This window comes from Gordonia cholesterolivorans (assembly GCF_039531975.1).
GTDB lineage: Bacteria > Actinomycetota > Actinomycetes > Mycobacteriales > Mycobacteriaceae > Gordonia > Gordonia sihwensis.
In genome coordinates this window covers 43,949-70,134 of the sequence record NZ_BAAARB010000021.1, presented here as the reverse complement: position 1 = coordinate 70,134, position 26,186 = coordinate 43,949, and the positions used below count along the sequence as shown (strand labels likewise).

24 protein-coding genes and 1 pseudogene are annotated in these 26,186 nt (G+C 67.6%); 7 read left to right on the top strand and 18 right to left on the bottom strand.

Features of this window, described 5'->3' with window-relative positions:
• Positions 1 to 120, top strand: a pseudogene (locus ABFX36_RS19080) (IS30 family transposase); the annotation flags it as partial.
• A 94-nt stretch (positions 121 to 214) separates the two neighbouring features.
• Here the strand turns inward: ABFX36_RS19080 and ABFX36_RS16235 are convergent.
• From ABFX36_RS16235 to ABFX36_RS16195, 9 genes are all read right to left on the bottom strand, one after another.
• On the bottom strand, positions 215 to 628 hold the full coding sequence (locus ABFX36_RS16235; protein WP_231875645.1) for an elongation factor Tu: 414 nt from the start codon (positions 626 to 628) through the stop codon (positions 215 to 217).
• 35 nt (positions 629 to 663) lie between these two features.
• Positions 664 to 1,032, bottom strand: a complete 369-nt coding sequence (locus tag ABFX36_RS16230) for a DUF732 domain-containing protein (protein WP_045537488.1) — start codon at positions 1,030 to 1,032, stop codon at positions 664 to 666.
• A 134-nt stretch (positions 1,033 to 1,166) separates the two neighbouring features.
• The gene (locus ABFX36_RS16225; RefSeq protein WP_045537490.1) at positions 1,167 to 2,792 is read right to left on the bottom strand and encodes an AMP-binding protein; all 1,626 of its coding nucleotides are present in this window, start codon (positions 2,790 to 2,792) and stop codon (positions 1,167 to 1,169) included.
• A 40-nt stretch (positions 2,793 to 2,832) separates the two neighbouring features.
• Positions 2,833 to 4,011 carry a lipid-transfer protein gene (locus ABFX36_RS16220; protein ID WP_045537492.1) on the bottom strand — a complete coding sequence of 393 codons (1,179 nt, stop codon included), beginning with the start codon at positions 4,009 to 4,011 and terminating at the stop codon, positions 2,833 to 2,835.
• The gene (locus tag ABFX36_RS16215; RefSeq protein WP_045537494.1) at positions 4,011 to 4,436 is read right to left on the bottom strand and encodes a hotdog family protein; all 426 of its coding nucleotides are present in this window, start codon (positions 4,434 to 4,436) and stop codon (positions 4,011 to 4,013) included. The genes ABFX36_RS16220 and ABFX36_RS16215 overlap by 1 nt, the downstream gene beginning before the upstream one ends.
• Positions 4,409 to 5,443, bottom strand: a complete 1,035-nt coding sequence (locus ABFX36_RS16210) for a bifunctional MaoC family dehydratase N-terminal/OB-fold nucleic acid binding domain-containing protein (RefSeq protein ID WP_045537496.1) — start codon at positions 5,441 to 5,443, stop codon at positions 4,409 to 4,411. The genes ABFX36_RS16215 and ABFX36_RS16210 overlap by 28 nt, the downstream gene beginning before the upstream one ends.
• 10 nt (positions 5,444 to 5,453) lie before the next feature.
• Positions 5,454 to 6,620: an acyl-CoA dehydrogenase family protein gene (locus ABFX36_RS16205; RefSeq protein ID WP_006897292.1), complete on the bottom strand. Its 1,167-nt coding sequence runs from the start codon at positions 6,618 to 6,620 to the stop codon at positions 5,454 to 5,456.
• On the bottom strand, positions 6,611 to 7,702 hold the full coding sequence (locus ABFX36_RS16200; RefSeq protein WP_006897293.1) for an acyl-CoA dehydrogenase family protein: 1,092 nt from the start codon (positions 7,700 to 7,702) through the stop codon (positions 6,611 to 6,613). The genes ABFX36_RS16205 and ABFX36_RS16200 overlap by 10 nt, the downstream gene beginning before the upstream one ends.
• A gap of 116 nt (positions 7,703 to 7,818) precedes the next feature.
• Positions 7,819 to 9,990 carry an acyl-CoA dehydrogenase family protein gene (locus ABFX36_RS16195; RefSeq protein ID WP_006897294.1) on the bottom strand — a complete coding sequence of 724 codons (2,172 nt, stop codon included), beginning with the start codon at positions 9,988 to 9,990 and terminating at the stop codon, positions 7,819 to 7,821.
• A gap of 168 nt (positions 9,991 to 10,158) precedes the next feature.
• On the opposite strand from ABFX36_RS16195, the gene kstR reads away from it, so the two are divergent.
• Complete coding sequence (gene kstR, locus ABFX36_RS16190; RefSeq protein WP_085950754.1) at positions 10,159 to 10,785, top strand: cholesterol catabolism transcriptional regulator KstR; 627 nt, start codon at positions 10,159 to 10,161, stop codon at positions 10,783 to 10,785.
• 24 nt (positions 10,786 to 10,809) lie between these two features.
• Here the strand turns inward: kstR and ABFX36_RS16185 are convergent, their stop codons facing one another.
• Positions 10,810 to 11,841, bottom strand: a complete 1,032-nt coding sequence (locus tag ABFX36_RS16185) for an alpha/beta hydrolase (protein ID WP_411815636.1) — start codon at positions 11,839 to 11,841, stop codon at positions 10,810 to 10,812.
• Positions 11,842 to 12,086: 245 nt separating this feature from the next.
• Here ABFX36_RS16185 and ABFX36_RS16180 point away from each other — a divergent pair, with 245 nt between their 5' ends.
• Positions 12,087 to 13,544: an acyltransferase gene (locus ABFX36_RS16180; protein ID WP_082781236.1), complete on the top strand. Its 1,458-nt coding sequence runs from the start codon at positions 12,087 to 12,089 to the stop codon at positions 13,542 to 13,544.
• A gap of 140 nt (positions 13,545 to 13,684) precedes the next feature.
• Here ABFX36_RS16180 and ABFX36_RS16175 read toward each other — a convergent pair whose 3' ends face one another.
• The 3 genes from ABFX36_RS16175 to ABFX36_RS16165 form a co-directional block, all read right to left on the bottom strand.
• The gene (locus ABFX36_RS16175) at positions 13,685 to 14,587 is read right to left on the bottom strand and encodes an SGNH/GDSL hydrolase family protein (protein ID WP_346077363.1); all 903 of its coding nucleotides are present in this window, start codon (positions 14,585 to 14,587) and stop codon (positions 13,685 to 13,687) included.
• A gap of 106 nt (positions 14,588 to 14,693) precedes the next feature.
• On the bottom strand, positions 14,694 to 15,641 hold the full coding sequence (locus ABFX36_RS16170) for a hypothetical protein (protein ID WP_231875646.1): 948 nt from the start codon (positions 15,639 to 15,641) through the stop codon (positions 14,694 to 14,696).
• Between the two features lie 89 nt (positions 15,642 to 15,730).
• On the bottom strand, positions 15,731 to 18,271 hold the full coding sequence (locus ABFX36_RS16165; protein WP_006897300.1) for an ATP-dependent Clp protease ATP-binding subunit: 2,541 nt from the start codon (positions 18,269 to 18,271) through the stop codon (positions 15,731 to 15,733).
• Between the two features lie 254 nt (positions 18,272 to 18,525).
• On the opposite strand from ABFX36_RS16165, the gene ABFX36_RS16160 reads away from it, so the two are divergent.
• Positions 18,526 to 19,836, top strand: a complete 1,311-nt coding sequence (locus ABFX36_RS16160) for an outer membrane protein assembly factor BamB family protein (protein ID WP_278124952.1) — start codon at positions 18,526 to 18,528, stop codon at positions 19,834 to 19,836.
• A 12-nt stretch (positions 19,837 to 19,848) separates the two neighbouring features.
• Here the strand turns inward: ABFX36_RS16160 and ABFX36_RS16155 are convergent, their stop codons facing one another.
• Positions 19,849 to 20,244 (bottom strand): winged helix-turn-helix transcriptional regulator, encoded by a 396-nt coding sequence (locus tag ABFX36_RS16155; RefSeq protein WP_278124955.1) that lies wholly within the window; start codon positions 20,242 to 20,244, stop codon positions 19,849 to 19,851.
• A gap of 131 nt (positions 20,245 to 20,375) precedes the next feature.
• Here ABFX36_RS16155 and ABFX36_RS16150 point away from each other — a divergent pair, with 131 nt between their 5' ends.
• Complete coding sequence (locus tag ABFX36_RS16150) at positions 20,376 to 21,233, top strand: SDR family oxidoreductase (protein WP_278124956.1); 858 nt, start codon at positions 20,376 to 20,378, stop codon at positions 21,231 to 21,233.
• Between the two features lie 11 nt (positions 21,234 to 21,244).
• Here ABFX36_RS16150 and ABFX36_RS16145 read toward each other — a convergent pair whose 3' ends face one another.
• The 4 genes from ABFX36_RS16145 to ABFX36_RS16130 form a co-directional block, all read right to left on the bottom strand.
• The gene (locus ABFX36_RS16145) at positions 21,245 to 22,546 is read right to left on the bottom strand and encodes a M18 family aminopeptidase (RefSeq protein WP_278124957.1); all 1,302 of its coding nucleotides are present in this window, start codon (positions 22,544 to 22,546) and stop codon (positions 21,245 to 21,247) included.
• Positions 22,546 to 23,226 (bottom strand): phosphoribosylformylglycinamidine synthase subunit PurQ, encoded by a 681-nt coding sequence (purQ, locus tag ABFX36_RS16140; protein WP_006897305.1) that lies wholly within the window; start codon positions 23,224 to 23,226, stop codon positions 22,546 to 22,548. The genes ABFX36_RS16145 and purQ overlap by 1 nt, the downstream gene beginning before the upstream one ends.
• Before the next feature lie 7 nt (positions 23,227 to 23,233).
• On the bottom strand, positions 23,234 to 23,473 hold the full coding sequence (gene purS / locus ABFX36_RS16135; RefSeq protein WP_006897306.1) for a phosphoribosylformylglycinamidine synthase subunit PurS: 240 nt from the start codon (positions 23,471 to 23,473) through the stop codon (positions 23,234 to 23,236).
• Positions 23,474 to 23,553: 80 nt separating this feature from the next.
• Positions 23,554 to 24,054 carry a glutathione peroxidase gene (locus ABFX36_RS16130; protein WP_039867746.1) on the bottom strand — a complete coding sequence of 167 codons (501 nt, stop codon included), beginning with the start codon at positions 24,052 to 24,054 and terminating at the stop codon, positions 23,554 to 23,556.
• Positions 24,055 to 24,135: 81 nt separating this feature from the next.
• Here ABFX36_RS16130 and ABFX36_RS16125 point away from each other — a divergent pair, with 81 nt between their 5' ends.
• Positions 24,136 to 24,615 carry a MarR family winged helix-turn-helix transcriptional regulator gene (locus tag ABFX36_RS16125; protein ID WP_006897308.1) on the top strand — a complete coding sequence of 160 codons (480 nt, stop codon included), beginning with the start codon at positions 24,136 to 24,138 and terminating at the stop codon, positions 24,613 to 24,615.
• A 12-nt stretch (positions 24,616 to 24,627) separates the two neighbouring features.
• Positions 24,628 to 26,184: a DHA2 family efflux MFS transporter permease subunit gene (locus tag ABFX36_RS16120; protein WP_006897309.1), complete on the top strand. Its 1,557-nt coding sequence runs from the start codon at positions 24,628 to 24,630 to the stop codon at positions 26,182 to 26,184.
• Positions 26,185 to 26,186: the final 2 nt, after the last annotated feature.

Here is a 26,186-nt window from a genome sequence, read left to right as displayed (position 1 = left end):
CTGTACCTCGAAGCGATCGCCCGCGAGCTCAACGAGCGGCCACGGCAGTGCCTGGGCTTCTACACTCCACGGGAAGTCTTCGAACGCCTACTGAAGGACAACGTTGCTTCCACGAGTTGACACCGCCATGACCTGTGAGTCGTAGATGTGGGCGACATGAAAGACAGTTCGCCGTCCGATCGCCGATCCGCCTACCCCGAACGCTCCCCCGGTTTCACTGACCGTCAGCGACGTCCCCGGCGGGCGGGACGTCCGAGGCCAGCCTCGATCGGATCACGCCGCCCTTGAGCGCATCGATGTCGACGATCACCTGACCGCCGTACGGTTTGGTGGGAAGCTGATCCATCCGCAGTCCGTCGAGCCCGATCGCGCCGGCCGTCCCCTCCTCCAGAACGGCCGGCGCACGGCGACGCCGAGTCTTCACCCGAGCCACCTGCACCAACACGACGCTGTCGCCGATCACCAGCGAGGCCGCCGCACCGGTCACCACCGTCCCGGACTCCACGGTCCCGGTGAACAGCCGTCCCTTGCCCGTGACGGTGAACATGTCCTCGATCCGGAACTGGAACGGTCCGACCACGTCCGCTTGGGCTGCCGCAGACTCCGACTGCCGGTTGAAGAATCGCATCCTCCGACCCTAACGATCCGAGACGCCGCGAGGAACTAGCTGCTGGGTCGCAGCTGACTCGGCAGAATCTTGTCCTTCTGATCCGGGCAGAACGCGGGAATGGCTGCGCCGACCACCGCGGCGGCCTGCCCCTTGCCTCCCGCCTCGGTGTTCATCGAATCGATGACCTCCATCATCGACTTGCCCGACGCCAGTTCCGAACACGCCTTCTTGCCTGCCGCGACGGCCGCGTCGTCGTCCTTGTACGACGACCCCGACGATTTCACCACCTGGAGATAGACGCTGGTCCGCGCCTCCGACGTCGACTCGTTGGAACTGCTGTTGCTGCTGTCATCGCCGCTGCACGCGGAGAGGAAGACCGCGCCCGCGACCAGCGGGGCGATGACGAGGTATCGAAGTCGCATGAACAGTCCGTTCGGTCGTGGGTGGGTGCATCGAGCGGTCGTCTTGAACAGTATCGCCCGACAGGCCTCACGTCAGCGGACCCTCACACCGCATCGAGGACGAGGCATGAGGGTCCGCTGACCGACGAAAAGAGCTAGACGGCCGCGCCTTCTTCAGCGGCGGTGGCCTTGGCCCACTTGTAGTCGGCCTTGCCGGCCGGCGTCCGCTTCACCTCGTCGACGAAGACCACCGTGCGCGGAACCTTGTAGCCGGCCAGCGTCTGGCGGCAGTGCTCCTGGATCTCCTCGAGAGACGGCTCGTCGAAGCCCTCGTTCAGCGACACGACTGCGGCGACGCGCTGGCCGTACTTGGGATCCGGTGCAGGCACCACGAGGGCGTCGGCCACGGCCGGATGCGCGTGCAGAGCGCCTTCGACCTCTTCGGCGTAGACCTTCTCACCGCCGGTGTTGATGCACTGGCTGCCACGGCCGAGGAAGACGATGCTGCCGTCCTCGCGCAGGTACCCCATGTCGCCGAGCACCGAGATGCGTGTGCCGTCGGCCAGCGTCGGGAAGGTCCGCGCGGTCTTCTCCGGATCCTTGTAGTACCCCATCGGGATGTTGCCGATGCGGGCGATGTGACCGACCTCGTTGGGAGTGGTGATCTTGTTGAACTTCTCGTCCACCACCATCATCCGGTCGGTCGGCGGCACCATGAGGTTGCCGTTCTCGTCCATCTTGATCTCGCCGTCGTTGCCCGACTCCGAGGCGCCGAAATTGTCACGCAGCATCAGATCCGGCTTCACCGCGAGCATCCGTTCCCGGACGCTCTGACTCCACAGCGCGCCGCCCGAGGTGATCGAGAACAGGGTCGAGAAGTCGGCGGTGTCCTTCTGCTTCTCCATCTCGTCGGCCAAGGGCATGCCCATCGCATCGCCGACGATCAGAATCATCTGCGTCTTGTCCCTGCCGATGTTGCGAACGATCTTGGCGGCGTCGAAGTCGCGCTCCAGGATCAGACGCCCGCCCAGCGAAATGAACGTGAACAGCGAGTACGAGGCGGCTCCGTGCATGAGCGGCGCGGCGATCAGGAACGACAGCGACGGGAAGTTCTGGACCTCCTTGGCCAGCTCCGCGAGATCCGCGCGCGGCGGTCCGTAGGGGTTGCCGCCGGAGATCGGCTTGCGGAAGAAGTCGTCATGCTGCCACATGACGCCCTTCGGATAACCCGTGGTGCCGCCCGTGTAGATCAGGTACAGCTCCTCACCGGTCCGCTTCTCGAAGTCGCGCTCGGTGGACCGGGCGATGTAGCCGTTGAAATCGACGATCTCGACGGTGCGGCCGTCGAGGGCGGCCGCCGCGGCGGTCAGCTCGTCCACCGCCTCTCCGATCACGAAGACGGTACGCAGTTCGGGCAGCGAAGCCATCAGGTTCGCGACGCTGCGCTGATGTTCGGGAAGCTCCACGACGATGGCGGCCGAGTCGGAGTTGTCGAAGATGTACTCCAGCTCGGAGTCGGTGTAGCGGTAGTTCACGTTCACCGGCACCGCACGGACTTTGATGAGGCCGATCAGCGAGGTGACGTGCTCGACGCTGTTCTTCAGGAACAGCGCGACGTTGTCGTCCTTGCCGACCCCGTGCGCGGCGAAGTGATGCGCCACCTGATTGGCGAGCCTGTCGAGATCGGCGTACGTGTAGTCGTGGCCCTCCCAGGTGAGGACCACGCGCTCGGGAACAGCGTCGACGACGGTCTCGAAGACGTCTGCGAGGTTGAACTTCATCTTTGTTGATCTCCTTGGGAGGGAACCGACGGGGTCGGGGTCAGGCGGACAGGATCAGGCCCGAGGTGGGCACGCCGGTGCCCGCGGTGACGAGGACGTGCTCGGCGCCGTCGACCTGGTTGACGGAGGTACCGCGCAGCTGACGGACCCCTTCGGCGATGCCGTTCATACCGTGGATGTACGCCTCGCCCAGCTGGCCGCCGTGTGTGTTGAGCGGCAGCACACCGCCCACTTCGAGTGCACCGGGCTGTGAGACGAAGTCCTTCGCCTCGCCGCGTCCGCAGAAACCCAGTTCCTCGAGTTGAATGAGCGTGTAGGGCGTGAAGTGGTCGTACAGCACCGCCATGTCGATGTCGGACGTCGTGAGTCCGGACTGCGCGAACAATTGCCGCCCGACCAGTCCCATCTCCGCCAGCTCGGGCAGCGCGTCCCGGTAGTAGCTGGTCATGATGAACTGGTCGGTACCGCTGCCCGATGCGGCACCGGCGATCGTCACCGGCTTCTGCTTGAGGTCCTTCGCACGCTCGGGCGACACGACGACGATGGCGACGCCGCCGTCGGACTCCTGGCAGCAGTCGAGCAGATGCAGCGGCTCGGCGATGTAGCGCGAGGCCTGATGGTCTTCGAGGGTGATCGGCTTGCCGTAGAAGAAGGCGTTCGGATTGGTCGCCGCGTGCTTGCGGTCCACCACCGCGATGCGCCCGAAGTCCTCGCTCGTGGCCCCGTACTCGTACATGTACCGCTGCGCGACCATCGCGACGAACGCCGCGGGCGTCGAGAGTCCGTGCGGGTACGAGAAGGCGTTGTCGGTGCCCGACGAATTCTCCTGGTTGGCGACAGCCGCGTTGACCTGGCCGAATCGGTTGCCCGACCGCTCGTTGAAGGCGCGATAGGCGACCACCACGTCGCATACGCCGGTGGCGACCGCCATCGCCGCCTGCTGCACCGTCGACGCCGCGGCGCCGCCGCCGTAGTGGATGCGGGAAAAGTACTTGAGTTCGGGGATGCCCGTCGCCCGCGCCACCGCGATCTCCATATTGGTGTCCATCGTGAAGGTCACCAGGCCGTCGACGTCGGTGGCGCACAGGCCGGCGTCGGCCAGGGCCGCGTTCACGCACTCCGCGGCCAGCCGGAGTTCGCTGCGGCCCGAGTTCTTCGAGAAGTCGGTGGCGCCGATCCCGGCGATCGCGGCCTTGCCGGAGAGCGTCCGGTCCGTCATCACGCCTCCTCGCGGGTGAAGGTGACCTTGGAGATCACGTGCTTGCCAAGAGAATTGGTGCCGGTCACCGCGACAGTGACGGCGACGTCGTCCACCTGCGTCACCTCACCGGTGAAGGTGAGCGTGTCGTAGGCGTACCAGGGCACCCCGAGCTTGAGTTCGATGGCGCCGATCCGCGCCCGCGGACCCGCCCAGTCGGTCACGAAGCGCTCCACCAGACCGGTGTCGGTCAGGATGTTCACGAAGATGTCCTTCGAGCCCTTCTGCTGGGCCAGGTCTCGATCGTGATGGACGTCCTGATAGTCGCGGGTGGCGATCGCCGATGCCACGACGAATGTCGGCGACGCGTCGATCACCAGCGGGGGCAGCGTCTGGCCCACCTGGATGGTCTGCACGGTCACTTCGCCGTCTCCTTCGCTCGCCATGCATAGAGCGACCACGGCTCGCCGCCGGAGTCGTCGTCTCCCGGGAAATCGAGGAACTCCACCTCGACGGGCATTCCGATCCGCACCGCGTCCGGATCGACGCCGCGCAGCTGTCCCAGCATGCGGACGCCCTCGTCGAGCTCCACGAGCGCCACCACGAAGGGCAGTTCCCGTCCCGGGACCCGCGGCGCGTGGTGGACGACGTAGCTGTACACGGTGCCGGTCCCGGCCGCGACCACGTAGTCGGTGTCGGGGTACTCGCCGTCGGCGCCGCGTTCGGTCCAGACCGCGGGAATCGGCGGATGCCGAAGCGAGCCGTCCTGCACCTTCTGAATGCGCAGTTCGTGGGCGGCCACGCCGTCCCAGAAGAAGCGGGTGTCGCGCGAGGCCGACGGTCGAATGAGCTTGGTGGGATCAAGACCGGCGAAGTCGGCGGTCTGCTCCCGCGGTGTCTCCGACACCGGTGCGGCGGGACGGAACTTGAGGATCCGGAAGTCCATCTCGGCGACGGTCTCCTCGCCCACACGCCAGGTGTTGCGCGTGGTGAAGAACCAGCCCTCCCCGAGCGCGGTCTGCTTCGGCCCCACCACCTCGGTCAGTTCCGAGGTGATCGTCACCTCCTCACCCGGACGGGTGTACCGGTGGTACACCGTGTCGCAGTTGGTGGCGACCACCGAGGTGTAACCGGCCGCGTCGAAGAGTTCAGTCGCCAGACCCAGCGGATCGTCGCCGGTACGGACACCGTGCAGCCCGCGCATCGTCCACACCTGCGCCATCGCCGGGGGCGCCACGACGCCGGGATGACCGGCGGCGCGCGCTGCGGTGTCGTCGACGTAGATGGGGTTCTCGTCGCCCATCGCCTCCAGCCAGTTGTTCACCATCGGCTGGTTGATCGGGTCCCGGCCGGTCCGGGGAGCGCTGGCGCCCCGGGCGGCGATCTCAGCCGCCGCGGCACGGATCTGCTCAGGCGTCGACTGCCCGGTGATCGCCTCTCGGGTGATCGTCATCCCGCCCCCCCTATCGCTTCGTCCGCGGCAGGCCGAGGCCGGCCGTGCCGATCATGTCGCGCATCACCTCGTTGACACCGCCGCCGAAGGTGATGACGACGTTGCGCTTCGCCTGCATGTCGAGCCATTCGGCGAACTCCGACGTGACCGGTTCGGTGAAGTCGCCGAAGCGTCCGACGACGTCGTCGATCAGCCGGTAGATCGTCTGAAGCCGCTCGGTGGAGAAGACCTTCGTCGCCGCGGCATCCGCCATGGAGATCTCTCCGTTCGACGCGACCTGCCAGTTCAGCAGCTCGTTGAGCCGCTCGTATGCGCCGATCTGCGCGAGGAGCCGTCGCACCTGCTCCTGCTCGATCACCGGGGCGCCCTCGTACTGGGCGGACCGGGCCCACGCGCGCAGCCGGTCCTCCAGCCCGCCGATGCGCCCCGACGGCCCAAGCATGACGCGCTCATGATTGAGCTGGGTGGTGATCAGCTTCCAGCCGTCGCCCTCCTCCCCGACGCGCATGCTTGCGGGCACGCGGACGTCGTTGTAGTAGGTGGCGTTGACATGGTGCGCACCGTCGGCGGTGATGATCGGCGTCCAGGTGAAGCCGGGATCCTTCGTGTCGACGATGAGGATCGAGATGCCCTTGTGCTTCGGCACCTCGGCATCGGTGCGGCAGGCGAGCCAGATGTAATCGGCGTCGTGGCCGCCGGTGGTGAAGATCTTCTGACCGTTCACGATGTAGTCGCCGGTGGCCGGATCGACGACGGCCCGCGTGGTCAGCGAGGCGAGGTCGGTACCGGCGTCGGGTTCGGTGTAGCCGATCGCGAAGTGCACCTCGCCGGCGAGGATCTTCGGCAGGAAGAAGTCCTTCTGCTCCTGAGTCCCGTAACGCTGCAGGGTGGGGCCGACGGTCTGCAGAGTCACCGACGGCAGCGGAACGTCGGCCCGCACCGCCTCATTGGTGAAGATCTGCTGTTCGATCTCGCCGAAGCCCTTGCCGCCGAACTCCTTCGGCCAGCCGACACCGAGCCAGCCGTCGGCGCCCATGCGGGAGATGACGTTGCGGTAGCTCGGACCGTGCCGCTCGGTGCGCATCGTGCGCTCCTCGTCCGGGCTGATGAGGCCGGCGAAGTAGGCGCGCAATTCGTCGCGCAAGGCGATCTGCTCGTCGGTGAACGCTACGAACATGCGAGCGCCTCCTGTCCGGCGGGAACGGTCTCGTCGGCCAGCTTGTCGAGCGTGGCGTGTGCGCCGCCCGCCAGACGAGCGGCGTCCTTGACCAGTGAGAAGTAGCGGTGCAGCGGGTAGGTCACGTCCACGCCGACGCCGCCGTGCAGGTGCGTCATGGTGCGCAGAGTGGCCGGCAGTTCGGCGGCGATCCAATACATCGCCGTGGCGAGATCCTGCTCGGGATCGACTCCGTTCGCGATGTCCCACGCCGCCGCCGTGGCGACCAGATTCATGGTCCGGGAGATCACATAGACGTCCGCCAACTGCTGGCCGACGGCCTGGAATCCGGCGATCGGCTTGCCGAACTGGTGGCGGGTCGAGACGTGCTCGGCGGTCCGCTTGACAGCACCGGCCACCAGTCCGTCGACGTACGCGGCGAACAGCGCCCGGTACGCGTCGACGGCCGGGCGGGGATCGTCGGCGACGACGTGCGAGTGCGGCACGGCGACACCGTCGAACACGACCGTGTACTCGCCCCAGCCCGACGACGCGGTGGTGCGGCTGATCTCGACGCCGGCGGCGTCGGGCGTCACCACGGCGACGCCTCTGTCGGCCACCACCAGCAGCGCCGATGCGCCTTCGGCCGCGAGCACGCCGGTCTTGACGCCGTCGAGCCGGGCCCCGTCGACGGTGTCGGTGAGCGTGACCGTCGGGGCCTCACCCAGTGCGCGACCCCGTTCGCCGATCGCGACGGCGTGCCAGCCGCCCTCGGCGATGGCGCGAGCGTGCTCGGCCGCCGAGGACGACCGAGCCAGCACCAGTCCGGAGACCAGGGTCCCGATCAGCGGAGCCACGACGGCGTCGTGACCCGCGCGGGTCAGCAGCGGCACCAGCGAATCGATCGCCAGCCCGTCGCCTCCGAGCGACTCGGGCAGCGGAAGCACGGTGACTCCGGCTCCGGTGAGCGCCTCCCATGCGGCGGCATCGAAGCCGCCGGCTCCTTCGGTGAACTTGCTCTCCCAGTCCGGCTGCAGTCGGCGCATCACCTCGTCGGCGACGTCGCGGACCGCAGCAGCGGTGGGCTCCAGGGTGAAATCCACCCGGCTCCTCCTCCAGCAGTATTAGAACTTGTTCTAGTTTATCAGAGACCCAGAGACCGGTGTCACATCTTGCCGATGCCCTGCGATTTTCGTGCCGTTGTCGACGCGTTTCCCGCTCACCCGCGGGGTAGACCTAGAATCCGTTCAGCCGCTGCGTTCTTCAGGATCTGGGTGGTTCCACCGGCGATCGAGAGGCAGCGATTCAGCAGCAGCAGGTCGGTGGCGGCGGTCGCGCCCAGCCCCTCGCACCCCAGCAGATCGGTGGCGAACTCGGGCACCGACTGCCGGTGCACCACACCGATCAGTTTCCGGACACTCGACGTGGCGCCCGGGTCGGTGCCACTGAGCCGCTGAGCCACCGACCGCGCGTCGAGCACCCGTCCGATGTGGGCGTCGGCGATGATCCGGCCCAGTTCGAGCGTCTGGGCCCCGGTCAGTTCGGCGCCGCTGCTGTCGAGTTGCCGGAGCAGCGCATCCACCTCCTTGCCCAGCCCGGACCCGCCCATGGCGACACGCTCGTTGGCGAGGGTGGTGCGCGCCAGGCGCCAGCCGTTTCCGACGTCGCCGACCACCATGGAATCGGGCACGAAAACGTTGTCGAGGAAGACCTCGTTGAACATCGCCCGGCCGGTCAGCTCCCGCAGCGGACGGATGTCGATGCCCGGTGCCGACATGTCGACCAGGAAATACGTGATGCCCTTGTGCTTGGCCACGTCCGGATCGGTCCGCGCCAGGCACACCGCCCACTGCGACATGTGCGCCTCCGACGTCCAGATCTTCTGTCCGGTCAGCAGCCAGCCGCCGTCGGTGCGGACCGCGCGCGTGCGCAGTGATGCGAGATCGCTGCCCGCCTCGGGTTCGCTGAACAGCTGGCACCAGCGGATCTCGCCCGCGAGGGTGGGCGAGACGAACTTCTCGCGCTGCTCGTCGGTGCCGTGCTCCAGGATGGTCGGCAGCGCCCATCCGGCGATCACCAGGTCGGGGCGGACCACGCCGACCCGGTCGAGCTCCGCGTCGATGAGCAGCTGCAACGCCGGATCGGCCGACAATCCGTAGGGCTCCGGCCAGTGCGGGGCGAGGAATCCGGTGCGAGCGAGCTCGGCGCGTCGCTCCGACTCCGGTACCGCCGCGATCGCCTCGGCGGTGGCCGCGATCGCGGGCCTGCGGGCCTCGGCGTCGGCGAGGTCGAGCGAGAACTCTCGGCGGCCGCCGGCACGGCCGAGCTCGGCCAACGCCGCGCGCTGGGGCTCCCCGGCGGCGAGCTGCATGCGCGCGGCGAGCGCGGAACGCAGATACAGGTGCGCGTCGTGCTCGAAGGTGAAGCCGATGCCGCCGAGGACCTGAATGGCGTCCTTCGCGTTGGCGGGCGAGAGATCCGCGGTCAGCACCGCGGCCGCCAGCCTGCTCAGTTCCACCTGGTCACGACCCTGATCACCGGTACCGGTCCGCGCGTCGTCGAGCGCGCGAGCGAGGTCCCATGCGGCGGCGGCGAGCTGCTCGCTCCGGCAGAGCATGTCCGCGCAGATCTGCTTGATCGCCTGAAACGACCCGATCACCGCACCGAATTGGGTGCGGACCTTCGCATAGTCGACCGCCAGGTCCAGGACGTGCGCGGCGACCCCGGCCTGATAGGCGATCACGCCGACGTGCAGGAGGGCCACGAACAGCTCACCGTCGTCCAGCGCGAGCGTCTCCTCCTCCGAGAGCTCCGACACCCGCACCCGCACCGGGACCGCCGTGCCGTCCAGGGGCCCGGCGACCGCGTCGGTCTCCATGCGGCACGATGCCGGATCGATGAGGCGCCACCGCACGGTGCCGCCGTCGAATGTCAGCGGTGCGGCGACGAGTGCGTCGGACACGTACGCGGGGATCAGACCGAGGTCCACTGAGCCGTCGACCACGCCGAAGCCCGCGGACTCGGCGACCGCGGTGGCGGGCACCACCACCGGGCGCTGTCCGGCCATCACCTCGTCGGCGAGTTCCGCACCCTGCGTGGCCAGCACGTATCCGGCGGCCATCGTCGGCGCAAGCGGACCGGGAACCAGCTCCGAACCGCAGGCGGAGAACATCACGGCGACGTCCTCGACGCTGCCGCCTGCACCTCCCGCACTCTCCGGAACACCGGCGGCGAACAGCCCGAGGTCCGCGATCTGCGTCCACAGCGGACGCCAGGAGTCCGCCGAGTGGTCGAGATCGCCCCGCACCGCGGAGCGAACATCGCGCGCCTGAGCCCAAGCAGCGATACTGTCACTTACAACCCTTTGGTCCGCTGACGTGGCGATTGTCACCGAGACCTCCTCCGAGATTCTGTTGGTAACGTCAATTAGAACCTGTTCTAATATCCATTGGGTGTACACCATCGGAGGGCGGCTGCCAACTGGCGGCCGATGGACGTGACGTAACGGAGGAGACGGAAACCTATGGCTGGCGCGGGAACGACGAAGACCGAGACCGATATGCCGGCGCCGCCTCCAGCCCCCGCTCAACTGTCCGGTGCCGAGGTCGGATCCGCCGCACAGCGTGAACGACGCAGGCGCATCCTCGACGCCACCCTGGCGCTCGCATCGAAGGGTGGATACGACGCCGTCCAGATGCGAGCCGTCGCCGACAAGGCCGACGTGGCCGTCGGCACGCTGTACCGCTATTTCCCGTCCAAGGTGCACCTGCTGGTGACCGCACTCGCCCGCGAACTCGAGAAGGTGGAGTCGCGCGCCGACCGCAGCGTCCTGCAGGGTGACACCGCCGTGGAGCGACTGCGCTTCGTCCTCGACATGATCACGTTCGCGATGCAGAAGGATCCGCTGCTCACCGAAGCGATGACGCGGGCCTTCATGTTCGCCGACGCCTCGGCCACCAGCGAGGTCAACCGAGTCGCCACCATCATCGACCGACTGCTCGCAGGCGCGATGATCGACGACGCGGACCCGGCGGCCGAGCCGACCGCCCAGGATCTCGCGATCGCCCGCGTCATCTCGGACGTGTGGATGTCGAATCTGGTGCAGTGGCTGACCCGGCGCGCATCGGCCACCGACGTCACCAACCGGATGGAACTGACCGTCCGATTGCTACTCGACCGCGACTGACACCGCGTCACACACTCGTGCCGATCAGGCCGTTCCCAGATCCTTGGCGATCATCGGCCACGTGGTGTGCAGATCCTGCTGCCAGTACTCCCAGGAGTGGGTGCCCAGCGGCCGCGAGATCACCTCGGTGTCGACGCCGGCCGTCTTGAGCGCCTGCTCCATCTGCACGGTGCAGCTGCGGACCGCGGCCTCGATGACGCCGCCCATCACCACTTGATCCACCAGAACCGCCGGGTCCCCCTTGATCAGTCTCGCATCCAGGGTGTCGTACCGGCCCGGCAGTCCGCTGCCGGAGGTCATGTAAACCTTCACACCGCGCAGTGCCGCCGCGTGCAGGTAGGGGTCGTTGGCCCGCCATCCCGGCCCGTCGAGCGGTCCCCACATGTTGGTGATGTCACCGCGGCCGCGGTCGCCGATGACGGTGCGGATGTACGCCTGGCCCAGCGGATCGCTGGTCCGTGCGCATCCGCTGTACGCAGCCACCGACCGGTACAGCTTGGGCGCCGCGATCGCGAGGTTGAACACCGAGGTCCCCGACATGGAGATGCCCGCGATCGCGTTCGCACCGCTGGTGTTCAAGGCCTTGTCGACCAGCGGCGGCAGTTCCTCCGTGAGGAAGGTCTGCCACTTGTTCCGGCCCAGCACGGGATCGTCGCGCTGCCAGTCCGTGTAGTACGAGAAGGCCCCGCCCACCGGCGTCACGACATTGACCCGCTTATCGGCGAAGAACTTCTTGTAGTCGGTCTTGGCGCGCCAGGTGGCGCTGTCCTCGCCGCCTCCCGCACCGTTGAGCAGATACAGGACCGGCGCCGGGGCATCGTCCTCGGGCCGGAGCACGTTGAGCGAGATAGTCCGCCCCATCGCGGCGGAGTACACCTCCAGGAGTGACTCCTGGGGTGCCACGTTCGTCAGCGACACGACACGCGCGGGAAGCTGAGCCGTGGCGGGTTCCTTCGGTGCGGACGTCGCCGGATCGGCCGAGGCCACCCCGGCGCCCGTCAAGAAGAGAGCGCAGACTCCCGCGACCACCGCGGCTCGTGAACTGAATCGTCGCACTGCAAACCCCTTTTGCCCCACCAATCACTTCTGTCACAGAGTATCCCGTCATGGCCGACATACCGAAACCCTGGGCGGACGTTTCGGAATCAGAACGTTGCAAATCCCCAGGGACGGGCCCGGCGAACGTGACCGAACGGACATCGACGCCGTTGCTGATGTGTGTCTACCCAGCCTGGGCTAGTACCCTCGCCACAGCAGCAGCACCAGAGCCAGGTGAATGAACGACAAGACAGGGTAGCCAGGTGGTAAACGCCCAACCGAAGATCGACGACGCGCCCGAGCGTCGGCCCGACGCAATCGAGGAGCCTTCGGCGCCGACGGACACGCAGACACCGCAGCCCGCGGACACCGCTGAGGTGCCGGCCCCCGTCAAGAAGAAGAAAGACGGGCATCTCTACCAGATCGACTTCGTCCGTCTCTTCACCTTCGGCGGCGTCATCCTCGACCACGTCATCCTGGGGCTCGCCCCCGCGACGGCGATGGCGGCCCAGGGTCTGGGTCTGCTCCTGCGGTACACGCGCTACTGCTTCTTCGCGCTCACCGGCTTCGTCCTCACCTACCAGTACCGCAACCGCGAACTGCACGCACCGACCTTCTGGCGCAGACGCTACAAGCTGATCGGCCTGCCCTTCGTGGTGTGGTCGCTGTTCTACTGGACCAATCGCCACTACCAGCAGGGCGGCTGGGACGCGATCCGCGGCATCTTCACCGACGGCGCCTCCGAGCGCCTCGCACTCAAGAGTCTCGCGTACGACCTGATCACCGGCAACGCCGCCTACCACCTGTACTTCCTGTCCGTGAGCATGCAGATCTATCTGGTGTTCCCGGCGGTCCTGTGGGTTCTGAAGCGGACCTGGGGATACCACCGGTACCTGCTCGCGGCCAGCCTGACGTTCCACATCTGGCTGCTGTTCCACATGGTGCGTCCGCCGCTCTCCTTCTTCGAGAGCGGTGTGCCCGGCCTGATCTGGCGCTACCTCGGCGTCACGCTGTTCCCGTATCAGTTCTTCATCCTCGCGGGCTGCCTGGCCGCGTATCACTACGAGGCCTTCAGCGGCTTCATGAGGCGCTTCCGCCGGCCGTTGGTGCTCGTCGCCCTCGTGACGATCATCGTGACCCTGGTGTACTTCGTCTACAACGTCGACCAGGGCGAAGAGATGTTCCGTGCCACCAACGTCTTCATGGTGCACAACGCGTTCGCCTTCGTCGCGATCATCGTGATCCTGTACGTCTGCGGAACCATCTGGCAGGACAGGCGGAGCTCGGGCTCGATCGCCGACAGGTTCATGCGAACCGCCGCGGACCGGTCGTTCGGCATCTATCTGGCGCACGTCATCGTGCTCTCGACCGTCCTGGTCAGCTCACGCGAGCACCTCGACGCCCCGCTGTGGATCAATCTCCTGCTGACCTACCTCGTCACCGTTCTCGGCACCGTCTACCTCGTCGAGGTACTCCGCCGCAGTCCGATCAGCCTCATCACCACCGGACGCGAACGGATCGACTGGCGCATCCAGCGCTGGGGCCGGTCGTCGTTCGTCGCAGTGGTGGGCGGAGCGATCGGGTTCGGCGTGTACGAGTCGGTGAACACCGAACTCGGCGTCCTGATCACGGCGACCAGCGCGCTGCTGCTGCTCTCCGCGATCGTCGTGGGCGTCAAGCAGAGCAACGCGGCGCACGACGCGAAGCCCGCGCGTCCCTGACGGCCTGATCCACTGCATCGAGAAGGACCCCGGCTCGGCGAGCCGGGGTCCTTCTTCGCTGAACGTTCTTCACTGAACGGGCAGTTCCCGCTTCCCCCGGGCGTTCACGCTGGGTGCGCCCACATCGTCGTCCTCGCGAGTCAGCGCAGCGCCGCGGCCACGAGATCGGCGATGCCGGTCTTTCCCGCGGCATTCGGATGAAACACCATCTTGTTGCCGTAGCCGCGGATCCACGGTTCGGCCGCGCACGCCGAATGCAGGGGCGCGAGCGAGGCGGTAGTGACGTGCTGGGCGCCGGTACGGTCGGCGACCCGCTGATTCACCGCGGACATCTCAGCGGCGATCTGCGCGTCCTGCTCCACCTCCCACGGCAGCAGCGGCAACAGCCGGCAGGGCGGTGCATCGATCGCCACCACCGGCGTGTAGTCGACGAGCACCACGCGAGCCAGCGGAGAGCGCGCCCGCACCGCTTCCACCGCGTTCACCAGCGACTGCTCGAGACGGCCGAAGTCGGCCGGGCCGGGCGGCGGCGGAGGCATCCGGCCCGACCCGCAGTGAGCCAGTCCGAGCGCACGCATGTTATTGCAGGCCTGAGCGATGATGCGGCCGACGAAGTCGATGTCGTTGCCGCCCGTCGTGATGGTGACCAAGCGGGTGTTGTGATCGACGGCCTCCACCTGCGGACGGATCTTGCCGTGCTTACGCACCGGTCCGGTGACCAGTTCCGCCGCGGTGGAACCCGAGCACGTCACGTCGATCAGGCGCATACCGAGCCGTGCGGCCACCTGGTGCGGATAGTTGTCGCCGGTACGGAGGCAACGCCGATCGACCACCGGCCCCTCACCCGGGCCCGCCGCGAAGGAACTGCCCATCGCGACGTAGTTGACCGGCGGCGCGGTACGGCCTGCCGTTCCGACCACCGATGCCGAGCTCGGGCCGGCCGCTCCCCGGGAGTTCGACAGGGCGAATCCGACCACCGCGGTCACCACGACCGCGACGACCACAGCGGCGACCGCCGCGGGACGATTGACCGAAGAGCGCATGGAGGAGAGTTTCACATATTCAGCTGTGGAATTCCCTAATCGGATCCGGTTGTCGCCGTTCCGTGTAAGCAATCCCACCCCCGGTTCGTCATCAGACGTCCGGGCTCTACTGCTGCGGCGGAACGCCACCCTGTCCGTGCGGCGGTGTCTGCGGCGGCTGCTGCGGATACGCGCCCGGCTGCGGCGGCTGCACCGGCGGGTACGGGCCGGGCTGCGGCGGCGGGAATCCACCCGGAGCCTGTCCGTAGCCCTGCTGCGGCTGCCCGTAGTGCCCCGGTCCCGGCTGCTGGGGTCCGGGCTGCTGAGGCTGCCCATACTGGGGCTGGCCGAAAGACTGTGCCGGACCTGCAGCGCCTGCGGCGGGCTTACCGCCGAACAGGCCCGGACGGATCGTGAGCAGCACCGCAGCGGCCCCCGCCGCCAACGTCACCAACGCGCCCGCGAGCACGAGCCACAACCCGTACGCAGCGCCGAGTTCGGCGCCGGGCGGCATCTCGCTGCTCGTCTTCATCCCGACCGCGCCCGTCGGGTCGGCGACGAACACGATGCCCGCGATCGTGGCCGCGAGACCGCCCACCGCGGCCACCAGCGCGCCGATGCCGGAGTAGCGCCCGATCAGCAGCAGCACCGCGCCCACCGCGACGATGACTCCGAAGACGATCATCCAGATACCCGGTTTCTTCGCCTTCTCATCGGCATCGGAGGAGAACGAGTCCTCTTGCGCCGAGATCTGGTTCTCCATCGCGGCGCGGGCGATGTCGGGCGCTTCGATGACGTACAACGACGCGTCACCGGAGCCCATGCCGGTCACCGTGAAGTCCATTCCCACGGCGATCCTCGCCGTACCGAGGCTCTGCTCGCTCTTAGCGGACCCCGAGACCCACGCCAAGAAGCTGCAGACAATGAGAACGAGAGCCCCGACAGCGGCGACAGCACCCACGATCGTCCGAGTCGACGACGGCGGCGCCGTCGGTGCCAGCAACGCGGCCACCGGTGAGGCGGGTTGTGCGGGCGGCGGCTGCGGAGGTTGGAACGGCTGCTGTCCGAAAGTCATGAGCTCCCCGGCCGCGGACGCAAAAATTTCGGCTCCCGCACCGGTCTGCGAGACCCGTGCGGGAGCCGAAATTCTGTATCAGACGGTTGTCAGCCCGCCTCGCCGTCGGCTGCCTCGGTCAGTTCCGCCGGGGCATCCGGGATCGCCCGCGGGCGGTCGGATCCGGTGAAGGTGAACGTGGCGTCCTCGCCCGTTCCCTCTCCGTCCCAGCCCTCGACGTCGATGACGACGATCTGGCCGGCCTTGATCTCCTCGAAGAGGATCTTCTCCGACAGCTGGTCCTCGATCTCGCGCTGAATGGTGCGGCGCAGCGGCCGCGCACCCAGCACCGGGTCGAATCCGCGCTTGGCCAGGAGGTTCTTGGCCTTCTCCGTCAGCTCCAGATCCATGTCCTTGTTCTTCAACTGCGCCTCCACGCGGCCGATCATCAGGTCGACCATCTTGATGATCTCGTCCTGCGTCAGCTGGTGGAAGACGATGATGTCGTCGATGCGGTTGAGGAACTCAGGCCGGAAGTGCTTCTTGAGCTCGTCGTTGACCTTCTGCTTCATCCGGTCGTAGTTGGAACCGCGGCCGTCGTCCTTGCTGAAGCCCATGCCGACAGCCTTGGAGATATCGGACGTGCCCAGGTTGGACGTGAAGATCAGCACCGTGTTCTTGAAGTCCACGGTCCGGCCCTGACCGTCGGTGAGGCGACCGTCCTCCAGCACCTGCAACAGCGTGTTGTAGATCTCCGGGTGGGCCTTCTCGATCTCGTCGAACAGGACCACCGAGAACGGCTTGCGGCGCACCTTCTCGGTGAGCTGGCCGCCCTCGTCGTAACCGACGTAGCCGGGAGGGGCTCCGAACAGTCGCGACGCGGTGAAGCGGTCGTGGAACTCACCCATGTCGATCTGGATGAGTGCGTCGTCCTCACCGAACAGGAAGTTCGCAAGCGCCTTCGACAGCTCGGTCTTACCGACACCCGACGGTCCGGCGAAGATGAACGAGCCCGACGGACGCTTCGGATCCTTGAGTCCGGCACGAGTACGGCGGATCGCACGCGAGACCGCCGCCACGGCGTCCTCCTGGCCGATGATCCGCTTGTGCAGCTCGTCCTCCATGCGGAGCAGACGAGTGGTCTCCTCCTCGGTGAGCTTGAACACCGGGATACCGGTCCAGTTGCCGAGGACCTCGGCGATCTCCTCGTCGTTGACCTCGGCGACCACGTCGAGGTCGCCCGCCCGCCACTGCTTCTCGCGCTCGGCGCGCTCGGCGACCAGTTGCTTCTCCTTGTCGCGGAGGCTCGCCGCCTTCTCGAAGTCCTGGGCGTCGATCGCCGATTCCTTCTCCTTGCGCGCTTCGGCGATGCGGTCGTCGAACTCGCGCAGGTCCGGCGGAGCGGTCATCCGGCGGATGCGCATCCGCGCGCCGGCCTCGTCGATGAGGTCGATGGCCTTGTCCGGCAGGAAGCGGTCGTTGATGTACCGATCGGCGAGGGTGGCCGCAGCCGCGAGGGCACCGTCGGTGATCGACACCTTGTGGTGCTGCTCGTAGCGGTCGCGCAGACCCTTGAGGATCTCGATGGTGTGCTCCACCGACGGCTCGCCGACCTGCACCGGCTGGAAGCGGCGCTCCAGCGCGGCGTCCTTCTCGATGTACTTGCGGTACTCGTCCAGAGTGGTGGCACCGATGGTCTGCAGTTCGCCGCGCGCCAGCTTCGGCTTCAGGATGCTGGCGGCGTCGATCGCGCCCTCGGCTGCGCCCGCGCCGACGAGCTGATGCAGCTCGTCGATGAACAGGATGATGTCGCCGCGGGTGTTGATCTCCTTCAGCACCTTCTTCAAGCGCTCCTCGAAATCGCCGCGGTAGCGGCTGCCCGCGACCAGCGACCCGAGATCGAGCGTGTAGAGCTGCTTGTCCTTGAGCGTCTCCGGGACGTTGCCGTTGACGATCGCCTGCGCCAGCCCCTCGACCACGGCGGTCTTGCCGACGCCGGGCTCACCGATGAGCACCGGGTTGTTCTTGGTGCGGCGCGAGAGGACCTGCATGACCCGCTCGATCTCCTTCTCACGGCCGATCACCGGATCGAGCTTGCCCTCGCTCGCGGCGGTCGTGAGATTGCGGCCGAACTGATCGAGGACCAGCGAGGTCGACGGTGTGCCCGACTCCGACGACCGCGCGCCGGTACCCGCCTCGGCCGGCTCCTTGCCCTGGTAGCCCGAGAGGAGCTGGATCACCTGCTGGCGGACCTTGTTCAGGTCGGCGCCCAGTTTCACCAGCACCTGCGCGGCGACGCCTTCGCCCTCGCGGATGAGACCGAGCAGGATGTGCTCGGTGCCGATGTAGTTGTGACCGAGCTGCAAGGCCTCGCGCAGACTCAGCTCCAGCACCTTCTTGGCGCGCGGAGTGAACGGGATGTGACCCGACGGCGCCTGCTGGCCCTGGCCGATGATCTCCTCGACCTGGCTGCGAACCGCCTCCAACGAGATGCCGAGCGACTCGAGCGCCTTCGCCGCGACGCCTTCACCCTCGTGGATGAGTCCCAGGAGGATGTGCTCGGTACCGATGTAGTTGTGGTTGAGCATCCGCGCTTCTTCCTGCGCCAGGACGACAACCCGGCGTGCGCGGTCGGTGAACCGTTCGAACATTGTTCTCCCTCTATTGCTTGCGCCCCGGCCGCTGTCACGAAAGTGTGACGTACTCCGGCGACCAGCCCTGCCTCCACTGTAGTGGTCCCGGGAGGCGACGAGGCAGTTACATCTGTCCTCAGTCCTCGGCTGTGTACTGCGACGGGGTTCTGTGGTTGACAACGCAACGCTCAAGGGGGATGTTCCCGGCCCGATACGCCCTGAGCGAACGGTGCTCCGACCACCCGGCCGGAGCCCGTGATTGACTGTCTTGCATGTCCTCGCGCTCCTCGTTCGCGGGCCGCCTGCCACACCTGCCCGGAGGCATGGCGGCGGTCGCAGCCCTCAGCGCCGCGGCGCTGGTCGTCACCGCCGGGGTAGTCCTCTCCGGTGCCCCGGAATCCGCACCGGACGCCTCGATCGAAGGCGTGCTGCGCTCGTACTCCGCCGAACCCGACGCGGCGTGGACGCTCGACGACGGCACGTTGCCGGGAATGAGTGGGCCGGCGACGGTCGCGGCCACCGACGGCCACCGCTGGCTGATCTCGTACCCGGTCGGCATCAAGCACGAGTTCATGCTCATCGACGCACGGTCGGGCGAGCCGCAGTGGGACTCCCCGGTCGACGCGGGTTTCGGCGACTGCTCGATCAACGACCGCCGTCAGATCGGCTGCGCCGTTCGGCTGCGCATCGACGGGCCGGAGAACGGATTCTACCTCGTCGATCAACACGACGGATCCCTCACCCGCACCGCCGACGGCGACGACACCGCCGCGGTTCTCGGCCTGGGTCCCGACTTCGTGCACGTCAATCAGAGCGGCTACCAGGTCAGTCTGCGATCACCGGACGGCGCAACCGCGTGGAGCCGCACCTTCGCCGGCGCCGCCGAGGTCCGCAAGGCGCACGGCGCTCTCATCGTCGACACCTCCGACGACGCTCATCACGTCATCGACCCCGCCGACGGTACCGACCGGATCTCCTGCACCCAGTGCACGGTGGACGTCTTCGAATCCGGCATCGCGGTCACCGACACGGCGTACGGCGCCGAGTCGGTCTCGTTCCATCCCTTCACCGAGGCCGGCGTCAGCGACGAGGCCGTCGGAACGGCGCGGCGCATGCGTGTGCTCCGCGGACCGTCGACGCTCCCGGTGATCGCCCCCGCCGGCGAGGGGTCGTCTCTCGACGCCGCCGGGCACTACGAGATCGTCGATCCGGCGACCGGCGACGGGCTCTGGCAGATCGGAGATCCCGAACTGTCGAAGGCGAACGCCCGGCCGTGCGGCCGAGTGCTGTCAGTGGCGCGCAAGGATCGCTCACGCGTGTTCTTCGACCTCGCCGACGGTGCGCGGCGCGGCTCGATGCCTCCTCCGGCGCTCGATGATCCCGACGCCGCCATCGACGCCTCCTCCTGCGTGGGCGCCTCCGACGATGTGGCCGTGTTCGCGAACCCCAACCAGTTGACGGCCTACGACATCGACTCGGGCGCGCAGCTCTGGAACCGGACTGTGCTGGGATCGGCCCGTGACGTCGACGGCTACATCGTGCTGAGCGAGGGCGCGACACTCACCGCCTTGCGACCGAACTGAGTAGACGCGGATTCAGCGCCCGTCGTAGGCGGCACGCGCCTCGGCGACCTCGTCCACCTGCGCCTCCACGAGTTCGATCAACCCGGAGAGCCGCTGCGCCACCTGCGTGCCCGCCTCGGTGAGCGAGTACTCCACCCGCGGCGGAATGGCTTGCAGCATCTCCCGCCGCACGTAGCCGTCTCGCTCGAGCGATTGCAGGGTCACCGACAGCATTCGTTCGCTGACGCCGTCCACCCGCCTGCGGAGCGCGTTGAATCGGAGTTCGCCGTCGAGCAGCGCCACCAGTGCGAGCAGGCCCCACCTGCTGGTGACGTTCTGGAGGATCTCGCGCGAGGAGCAGTTCCGCGAGAAGACGTCGGCCTCGAGAGACGGGTCGACGATGTTCTCCGTGGGCTGCGCGTCGTTCATGCGGCCATTCTACCCTCCTGGACGCTATGTGCTTACCATCACCGTTGCACATTACTTTTCGTAAGTGCATGATGAATTGACAGCGCAAATTCATCGGCGTCATCATTACGCCGACCACGAGAGGACTCCCCATGACCAGGTACGCAGTGACCGGCGCGACCGGCGGACTCGGCTCCGCCGCCGTCCACTCCTTGATCGAGCGAGGCGTCACGGCCTCCGACATCGTCGCCGTGGTCCGCGACGAGACGAAGGCGAGCGGCCTGGCGGCTGCGGGCGTCACCGTGCGCGTCGCCGACTACGCCGATCCGCCGGCCCTGCGCACCGCGCTGGCGGGCGTCGACAAGCTGCTGCTGGTGTCCGGTTCGGAGGTGGGTCGACGCCTGCCGCAACACACCAACGTGATCGAGGCGGCCACGCACGCCGGGGTCGGCCTGATCGCTTACACGAGCATCCTGCGCGCCGATTCGTCACCACTCGTCCTGGCCGACGAACACCGCGAGACCGAGAAGCTCCTCGCGGCGAGCGGTATCGACACGGTGCTGCTGCGCAACGGCTGGTACTCGGAGAACTATGCGCGCTCGCTGGCGCCCGCCGTCGAGTCGGGAGTCTTCGCGGGCAGCGCCGGAGACGGTGTGGTCGCACCCGCGGCGCGTGCCGACTACGCCGACGCCGCTGCCGCGGCGCTGATCAACGCTCCGGCGGGCGCGGTGTACGAACTCGCCGGCGGCGAGCACCTCACGTATGCCGACATCGCGGCGACGTTCGCGGCGGTCTCCGGTCGCCCGGTGACCTACCGGGATCTCCCGGAGGCCGAATACGCCGCGGCGCTGGAATCGGCCGGCGTTCCGGCCGGATTCGCCGCCGTCCTCGCCGATTCCGACACCGGGGCGGGCAAGGGCGCCCTCGACTCCGATTCGACGGATCTGGCCGACCTCCGAGGCCGACCCGGCACACCGTTCACCGAGGTCATCGAGGCCGCACTGAACTGAGCCCCGGGCGGCTACCGACGCAGGAAGGCCGCCAACGCCGCCGAATACATCGGAACGTCGTCGGCTCCCATCAACTCGCGGCAGCTGTGCATCGCGAGCTGAGGTGCGCCGACGTCGACGGTCAGCAGCCCCGTACGCGTGGCGGTGACCGGCCCGATCGTCGAACCGCACGGGAGGTCCGCGCGATGGATGTATCGCTGCAGCGGCACGCCGGCGTCTCGGCACGCCAGCGCGAACTCGGCCTCGCCGATGGCGTCGGAGGCGTACCGCAGATTCTGATTCACCTTGAGCACCGGACCGCCGTTGACCGCGATGCGGTGCGACGGTTCGTGGCGATCGGGGTAATTGGGATGCGTCGCGTGCGCCATGTCGCCCGACACGCAGACGCTGGCGGCCATCGTGCGGAGGAAGTCGTCGCGATCACCTCCGGACGCGGCGACGATCCGTTCGCACACCGTCACGAGGAAGTCCGACGACGCCCCGCGCTCCGACCCCGAGCCGACCTCTTCGTGGTCGAACAGCGCCAGCATCGAGATCGCACCCGACCGCTCGCCCGATCCCGCGTCGAGCAGTGCGCGCAGTCCGGCGTAGCAGGTGCCCTGATTGTCCAGTCGCGGCGCGCTCAGGAGATCCCCCGCCGCACCGACGATCCGCGACGGCGCGACGTCGTGCGTCATCAACTCCCAGCCGAGCACCGCGTCGGCGTCGAGCCCGGCACGGTCCGCGACGAAGGCCAGCAGTGGCTGCGCCTCTCCGACGCCGCGGATCGCGTCGACATGCCGCTGCGGGTCCAGGCTCACGCCCTTGCGGTCCTCCGACAGATGGATCGCCAACTGAGGGATGCGCAGGATGGGCTCGTCGATCCGGACCAGCTCGAAGGCCACCGTTCCGCCGGCGTCGTAGGCCAGCCGGCCCGACAGACCGAGGTCGCGGTCGAGCCACGAGTTCAGCCAGGCGCCGCCGTACGGTTCCAGCGCGACGGTCGCCAGACCCGCGCTGACGCGATCGGGATTCTGCTTGACGCGCAGGTTGGGGCTGTCGGTGTGGCCGCCCACGATCCGGAAGCGCGGGTCGTCAGCGGCGGCCGAGGCATCCCAGGCGATGATCGAGCCGCCGCGGACCACGTAGTGCCTGCCCGAGGCGGGATTCGACGCGGCTCCGTCCGGTCCGGCCCAGGAATCGGTCTCCGACAGCCGCTGATACCCAGCGGCGTCCAGGGTCGCGGCGACGGTCGCGCAGACGTGAAAAGGCGACGGCGAGGCGTCGATGAAGTCACCGAGCCCCGCCGCCGTCGCAGTCGTGTCGACCGTCATCAGACGGCCGCGAGCACCGCGTCCAGTGCCGAGTAGAAGAGACCGAGACCGTCGTCGCTGGGGCCGGTGAGCGCCTCGATGGCGTGCTCCGGGTGCGGCATGAGACCCACCACGCGACCGTCGGCGCTCGCGATGCCCGCGATGTCCAGGCTCGAACCGTTCGGGTTGTCGCCGGCATACGTGAACGCGATCCGGCCCTCGCCCTTGAGTTCTTCGAGTTGGCGCTGGGAGGCGACGTAGCGTCCCTCGCCCGACTTCAGCGGAATGAGGATCTCAGCGCCGACCTCGTAGCGCGAGGTCCACGCCGTGGTGTTCGACTCCACACGGAGCCACTGGTCCCGGCAGATGAAGTGCAGTCCCTCGTTGCGGGTGAGCGCTCCCGGCAGGAGCCCGGCCTCGCAGAGGATCTGGAAACCGTTGCAGATCCCCAGGACCGGCATGCCGCGCTGAGCGGCCTCCACCACTTCGCCCATCACCGGGGCGAACTTGGCGATGGCCCCGCAGCGCAGGTAGTCGCCGTACGAGAAGCCGCCGGGAACGACGACGGCGTCGACCCCCTTGAGGTCGGCGTCGCCGTGCCACAGGCTCACGGCCTCGCCGCCGGCCGCGTCGACCGCGCGAGCGGCATCGACGTCGTCGAGGGTGCCGGGGAAGGTGATGACTCCGATGCGAGCAGTCATGTGGCCGCTACTCCGCGACGCGGGTGACGTTGAAGTTCTCGATGACCGTGTTGGTCAGGAGCTCTTCGGCGATCCGCTCGAGGGCGGCGTCGTCGACGGTGCCGTCCACCTCCAGCTCGAACCTCTTGCCCTGACGGACGTCTGCCACGCCCGCGAATCCGAGGCGCCCCAGCGCTCCGACGATGGCCTGGCCCTGCGGGTCCAGGATCTCGGCCTTGGGCATCACATCGACCACTACACGCGCCATTCGGGCACTGCTCCTCACACCGATGGTCTCGAATGTCCCACCCACGGGGGCAGAACGGTTACGCGCCTACTCTACCTGGCTCAAGAGGCGTCGCTGAGCGCCGCCTCGATGGCCCCGATCACTTCCGGGGAGCCCGGTTCGGTGCGCGGACGGAAGCGGCGCAGCACCGTGCCGTCGGCGTCGACGAGGAACTTCTCGAAGTTCCATTGGATGTCGCCGGATTCGCCGTCCGCGTCGGGTGTCTGGGTCAGCGCGGCGTACAGCGGATGCCGATCGGCGCCGTTCACGTCGGTCTTCTCCAGCAGCGGGAAAGTGACGCCGTACGTGGTGGAGCAGAAGGTCGCGATCTCGTCGGCACTGCCGGGCTCCTGACCCATGAACTGATTGCACGGGACGCCGACCACGGTGAGCCCGCGGGGACCGTAGTCCTTCTGCAACTGTTCGAGCGCCGTGTACTGCGGAGTGAGACCGCACTTGGAGGCGACGTTCACCACGAGCAGCGGGCCGGGCAGGCCGGCGAGGCTGAAATCGCTGCCGTCGAGGGCACGGACGGGGATGTCTTTGATGTTGGAGTGACCCATGTCCCACAGCCTAAACACCGGTGAGGCAACTCACCACTCATTGCGTTGCAGCAATAGTTGCGCCAGCGTAAGTTCTTCGAGGTGTCCGAATCCGATACTTCCGTCGAGGCCTGCACCCGAGCTCTTGTGGCATTTCTCGAGCGGGTCGCGGCACGCGCCTCCTGCAACACCGTCGACCGCGTGGCGGCCACCGACATGACCCTCTCGCAGCTCCGGATGCTGATGGTCCTGTCCCGCTGCGATCACGACCTGTCGGTGAACGAACTCGCCGACGCCGTCGGCCTGTCGCTCGCCGCGGCCGGCCGCGGGGCCGACCGGCTGGTGGTGCTCGATCTCGTCACCCGCAGGGAGGACGAGTGCGATCGCCGGGTGAAGCGCCTGTCCCTCTCCGATCACGGGCGCGAGATGATCGCGACTCAGTTCCGGATGCGGGACGACGACCTCGCCGACCTCGTCGCCGAGATTCCCAGTGACGTCCGCGGCGACCTCGCCTCGGCGCTGTCGAGCGCACTGGATGCGCTTCCTCCCACCCCATCCTTCGCCGACTCTTCACGAACCTAGAAAGAGAACCTCATGACCTCATCCCCACCGGGGACCGCGAGCGACAAGCTGGGACGTGACGTCTTCATCGTCGCCGGCGTGGTGGTGCTCGGCGCGATCATGTCGATCCTCGACGTGACCGTCGTCGCCGTCGCTCAGCCCACCTTCATGTCCGAGTTCGACACCACCTCGGCCGGTGCCGCGTGGTCGATGACCGGTTACACCCTGGCGCTGGCCGCGGTGATCCCGACCGCCAGCTGGGCCGCATCGCGTTTCGGCACCAAACGCGTCTACATGGCCTCGCTCATCCTGTTCCTGATCGGCTCGGTCCTGTGCGCGATGGCCTGGAACATCGGCTCGCTCGTCGCGTTCCGCGTGCTCCAGGGCTTCGGCGGCGGTCTGCTCATGCCGATCGGCATGATGATCATGACCCGCGCGGCCGGGCCCGAGCGCGTCGGCTCGGTGATGGCAGTTCTCGGCATCCCGATGCTGCTCGGCCCCATCATGGGCCCGATCCTCGGCGGATGGCTGATCGAGATCGCCTCGTGGCACTGGGTGTTCCTGATCAACGTCCCGATCGGTGTCATCGCCCTCGTGTACGCCTTCTTCGCGCTGCCCGGCGGCGGCGCCGAGCCCGGCAAGAAGATCGACTTCCCCGGCCTTCTCATGCTCTCGCCCGGTCTGGCGTTGTTCCTGTTCGGCGTCTCCTCGAGCGCCGAGGAGCGGACCTTCGGCACGCCGCGCGTGTACGGCCCGATGATCGTCGGCGCGATTCTGATCATCGCCTTCGTCTGGCACGCCTTCCGCACCACCAACCCGCTGCTGGACCTGCGCCTGTTCCGCAACTCCACCCTGCGCGTATCGGTGATCACGATGTCGCTGTTCGCGATCGCCTTCTTCGGCGCGTCGCTGCTGTACCCGCAGTACTTCATCGTGGTGCGAGGAGAGTCGACGCTGATGGCGGGCCTGCTCCTGGCGCCGCAGGGCCTGGGCGCGATGCTGACGATGCCGATCGCGGGCAAGATGACCGACAAGATCGGACCCGGCAAGTTCGTCCTCGCGGGCCTGGTCCTCATCGCCGTCGGCGTCGCAGCGTTCATCACGCTGGGCACCGACACCTCGTACTGGTTCCTGTGCCTCGCGCTGTTCGTCCAGGGCCTCGGCATGGGCATGACGATGATGCCGATCATGTCGGCGTCGCTGGCCACCCTGCGGGGTTCGGAGATCGCCGACGGCTCCACTCTGATGAACGCGATTCAGCAGACCTCGTCGTCCATCGGCACCGCCGTCATCACGGTCATCTTCACCACCATGCTCGCCCCGCTGTCGCGGGCGATCATGCAGGCCGGAGGCGACCAGACCAAGACGATGAACGCGATGATCGAGAACGGCGTCGATGTGCGGGATCCCGCCGCGGTCGGCGCGGCAGGCCAGAACGTGATCTCCGACATCGCGTCCACGTACGGCAACACGTTCATCGTGGCGACGGCGCTGGTGGCCCTGACTCTGATCCCCGCCTTCTTCCTGCCCCGCAAGAAGATGGTCGCCGCCGACACCGAGGAGCAGCCGGTGCCGGTCGCGCTCCACTGATC

Bases quoted from the DNA above. Each gene is read 5' to 3' on its own strand.
- ABFX36_RS16235 (WP_231875645.1), bottom strand. From the start codon at position 628: ATGCGATTCTTCAACCGGCAGTCGGAGTCTGCGGCAGCCCAAGCGGAC.
- ABFX36_RS16230 (WP_045537488.1), bottom strand. From the start codon at position 1,032: ATGCGACTTCGATACCTCGTCATCGCCCCGCTGGTCGCGGGCGCGGTC.
- ABFX36_RS16225 (WP_045537490.1), bottom strand. From the start codon at position 2,792: ATGAAGTTCAACCTCGCAGACGTCTTCGAGACCGTCGTCGACGCTGTT.
- ABFX36_RS16220 (WP_045537492.1), bottom strand. From the start codon at position 4,011: ATGACGGACCGGACGCTCTCCGGCAAGGCCGCGATCGCCGGGATCGGC.
- ABFX36_RS16215 (WP_045537494.1), bottom strand. From the start codon at position 4,436: ATGGCGAGCGAAGGAGACGGCGAAGTGACCGTGCAGACCATCCAGGTG.
- ABFX36_RS16210 (WP_045537496.1), bottom strand. From the start codon at position 5,443: ATGACGATCACCCGAGAGGCGATCACCGGGCAGTCGACGCCTGAGCAG.
- ABFX36_RS16205 (WP_006897292.1), bottom strand. From the start codon at position 6,620: ATGTTCGTAGCGTTCACCGACGAGCAGATCGCCTTGCGCGACGAATTG.
- kstR (WP_085950754.1), top strand. From the start codon at position 10,159: ATGCCGGCGCCGCCTCCAGCCCCCGCTCAACTGTCCGGTGCCGAGGTC.
- ABFX36_RS16175 (WP_346077363.1), bottom strand. From the start codon at position 14,587: ATGCGCTCTTCGGTCAATCGTCCCGCGGCGGTCGCCGCTGTGGTCGTC.
- ABFX36_RS16170 (WP_231875646.1), bottom strand. From the start codon at position 15,641: ATGACTTTCGGACAGCAGCCGTTCCAACCTCCGCAGCCGCCGCCCGCA.
- ABFX36_RS16165 (WP_006897300.1), bottom strand. From the start codon at position 18,271: ATGTTCGAACGGTTCACCGACCGCGCACGCCGGGTTGTCGTCCTGGCG.
- ABFX36_RS16160 (WP_278124952.1), top strand. From the start codon at position 18,526: ATGTCCTCGCGCTCCTCGTTCGCGGGCCGCCTGCCACACCTGCCCGGA.
- ABFX36_RS16155 (WP_278124955.1), bottom strand. From the start codon at position 20,244: ATGAACGACGCGCAGCCCACGGAGAACATCGTCGACCCGTCTCTCGAG.
- ABFX36_RS16150 (WP_278124956.1), top strand. From the start codon at position 20,376: ATGACCAGGTACGCAGTGACCGGCGCGACCGGCGGACTCGGCTCCGCC.
- ABFX36_RS16145 (WP_278124957.1), bottom strand. From the start codon at position 22,546: ATGACGGTCGACACGACTGCGACGGCGGCGGGGCTCGGTGACTTCATC.
- purQ (WP_006897305.1), bottom strand. From the start codon at position 23,226: ATGACTGCTCGCATCGGAGTCATCACCTTCCCCGGCACCCTCGACGAC.
- purS (WP_006897306.1), bottom strand. From the start codon at position 23,473: ATGGCGCGTGTAGTGGTCGATGTGATGCCCAAGGCCGAGATCCTGGAC.
- ABFX36_RS16130 (WP_039867746.1), bottom strand. From the start codon at position 24,054: ATGGGTCACTCCAACATCAAAGACATCCCCGTCCGTGCCCTCGACGGC.
- ABFX36_RS16120 (WP_006897309.1), top strand. From the start codon at position 24,628: ATGACCTCATCCCCACCGGGGACCGCGAGCGACAAGCTGGGACGTGAC.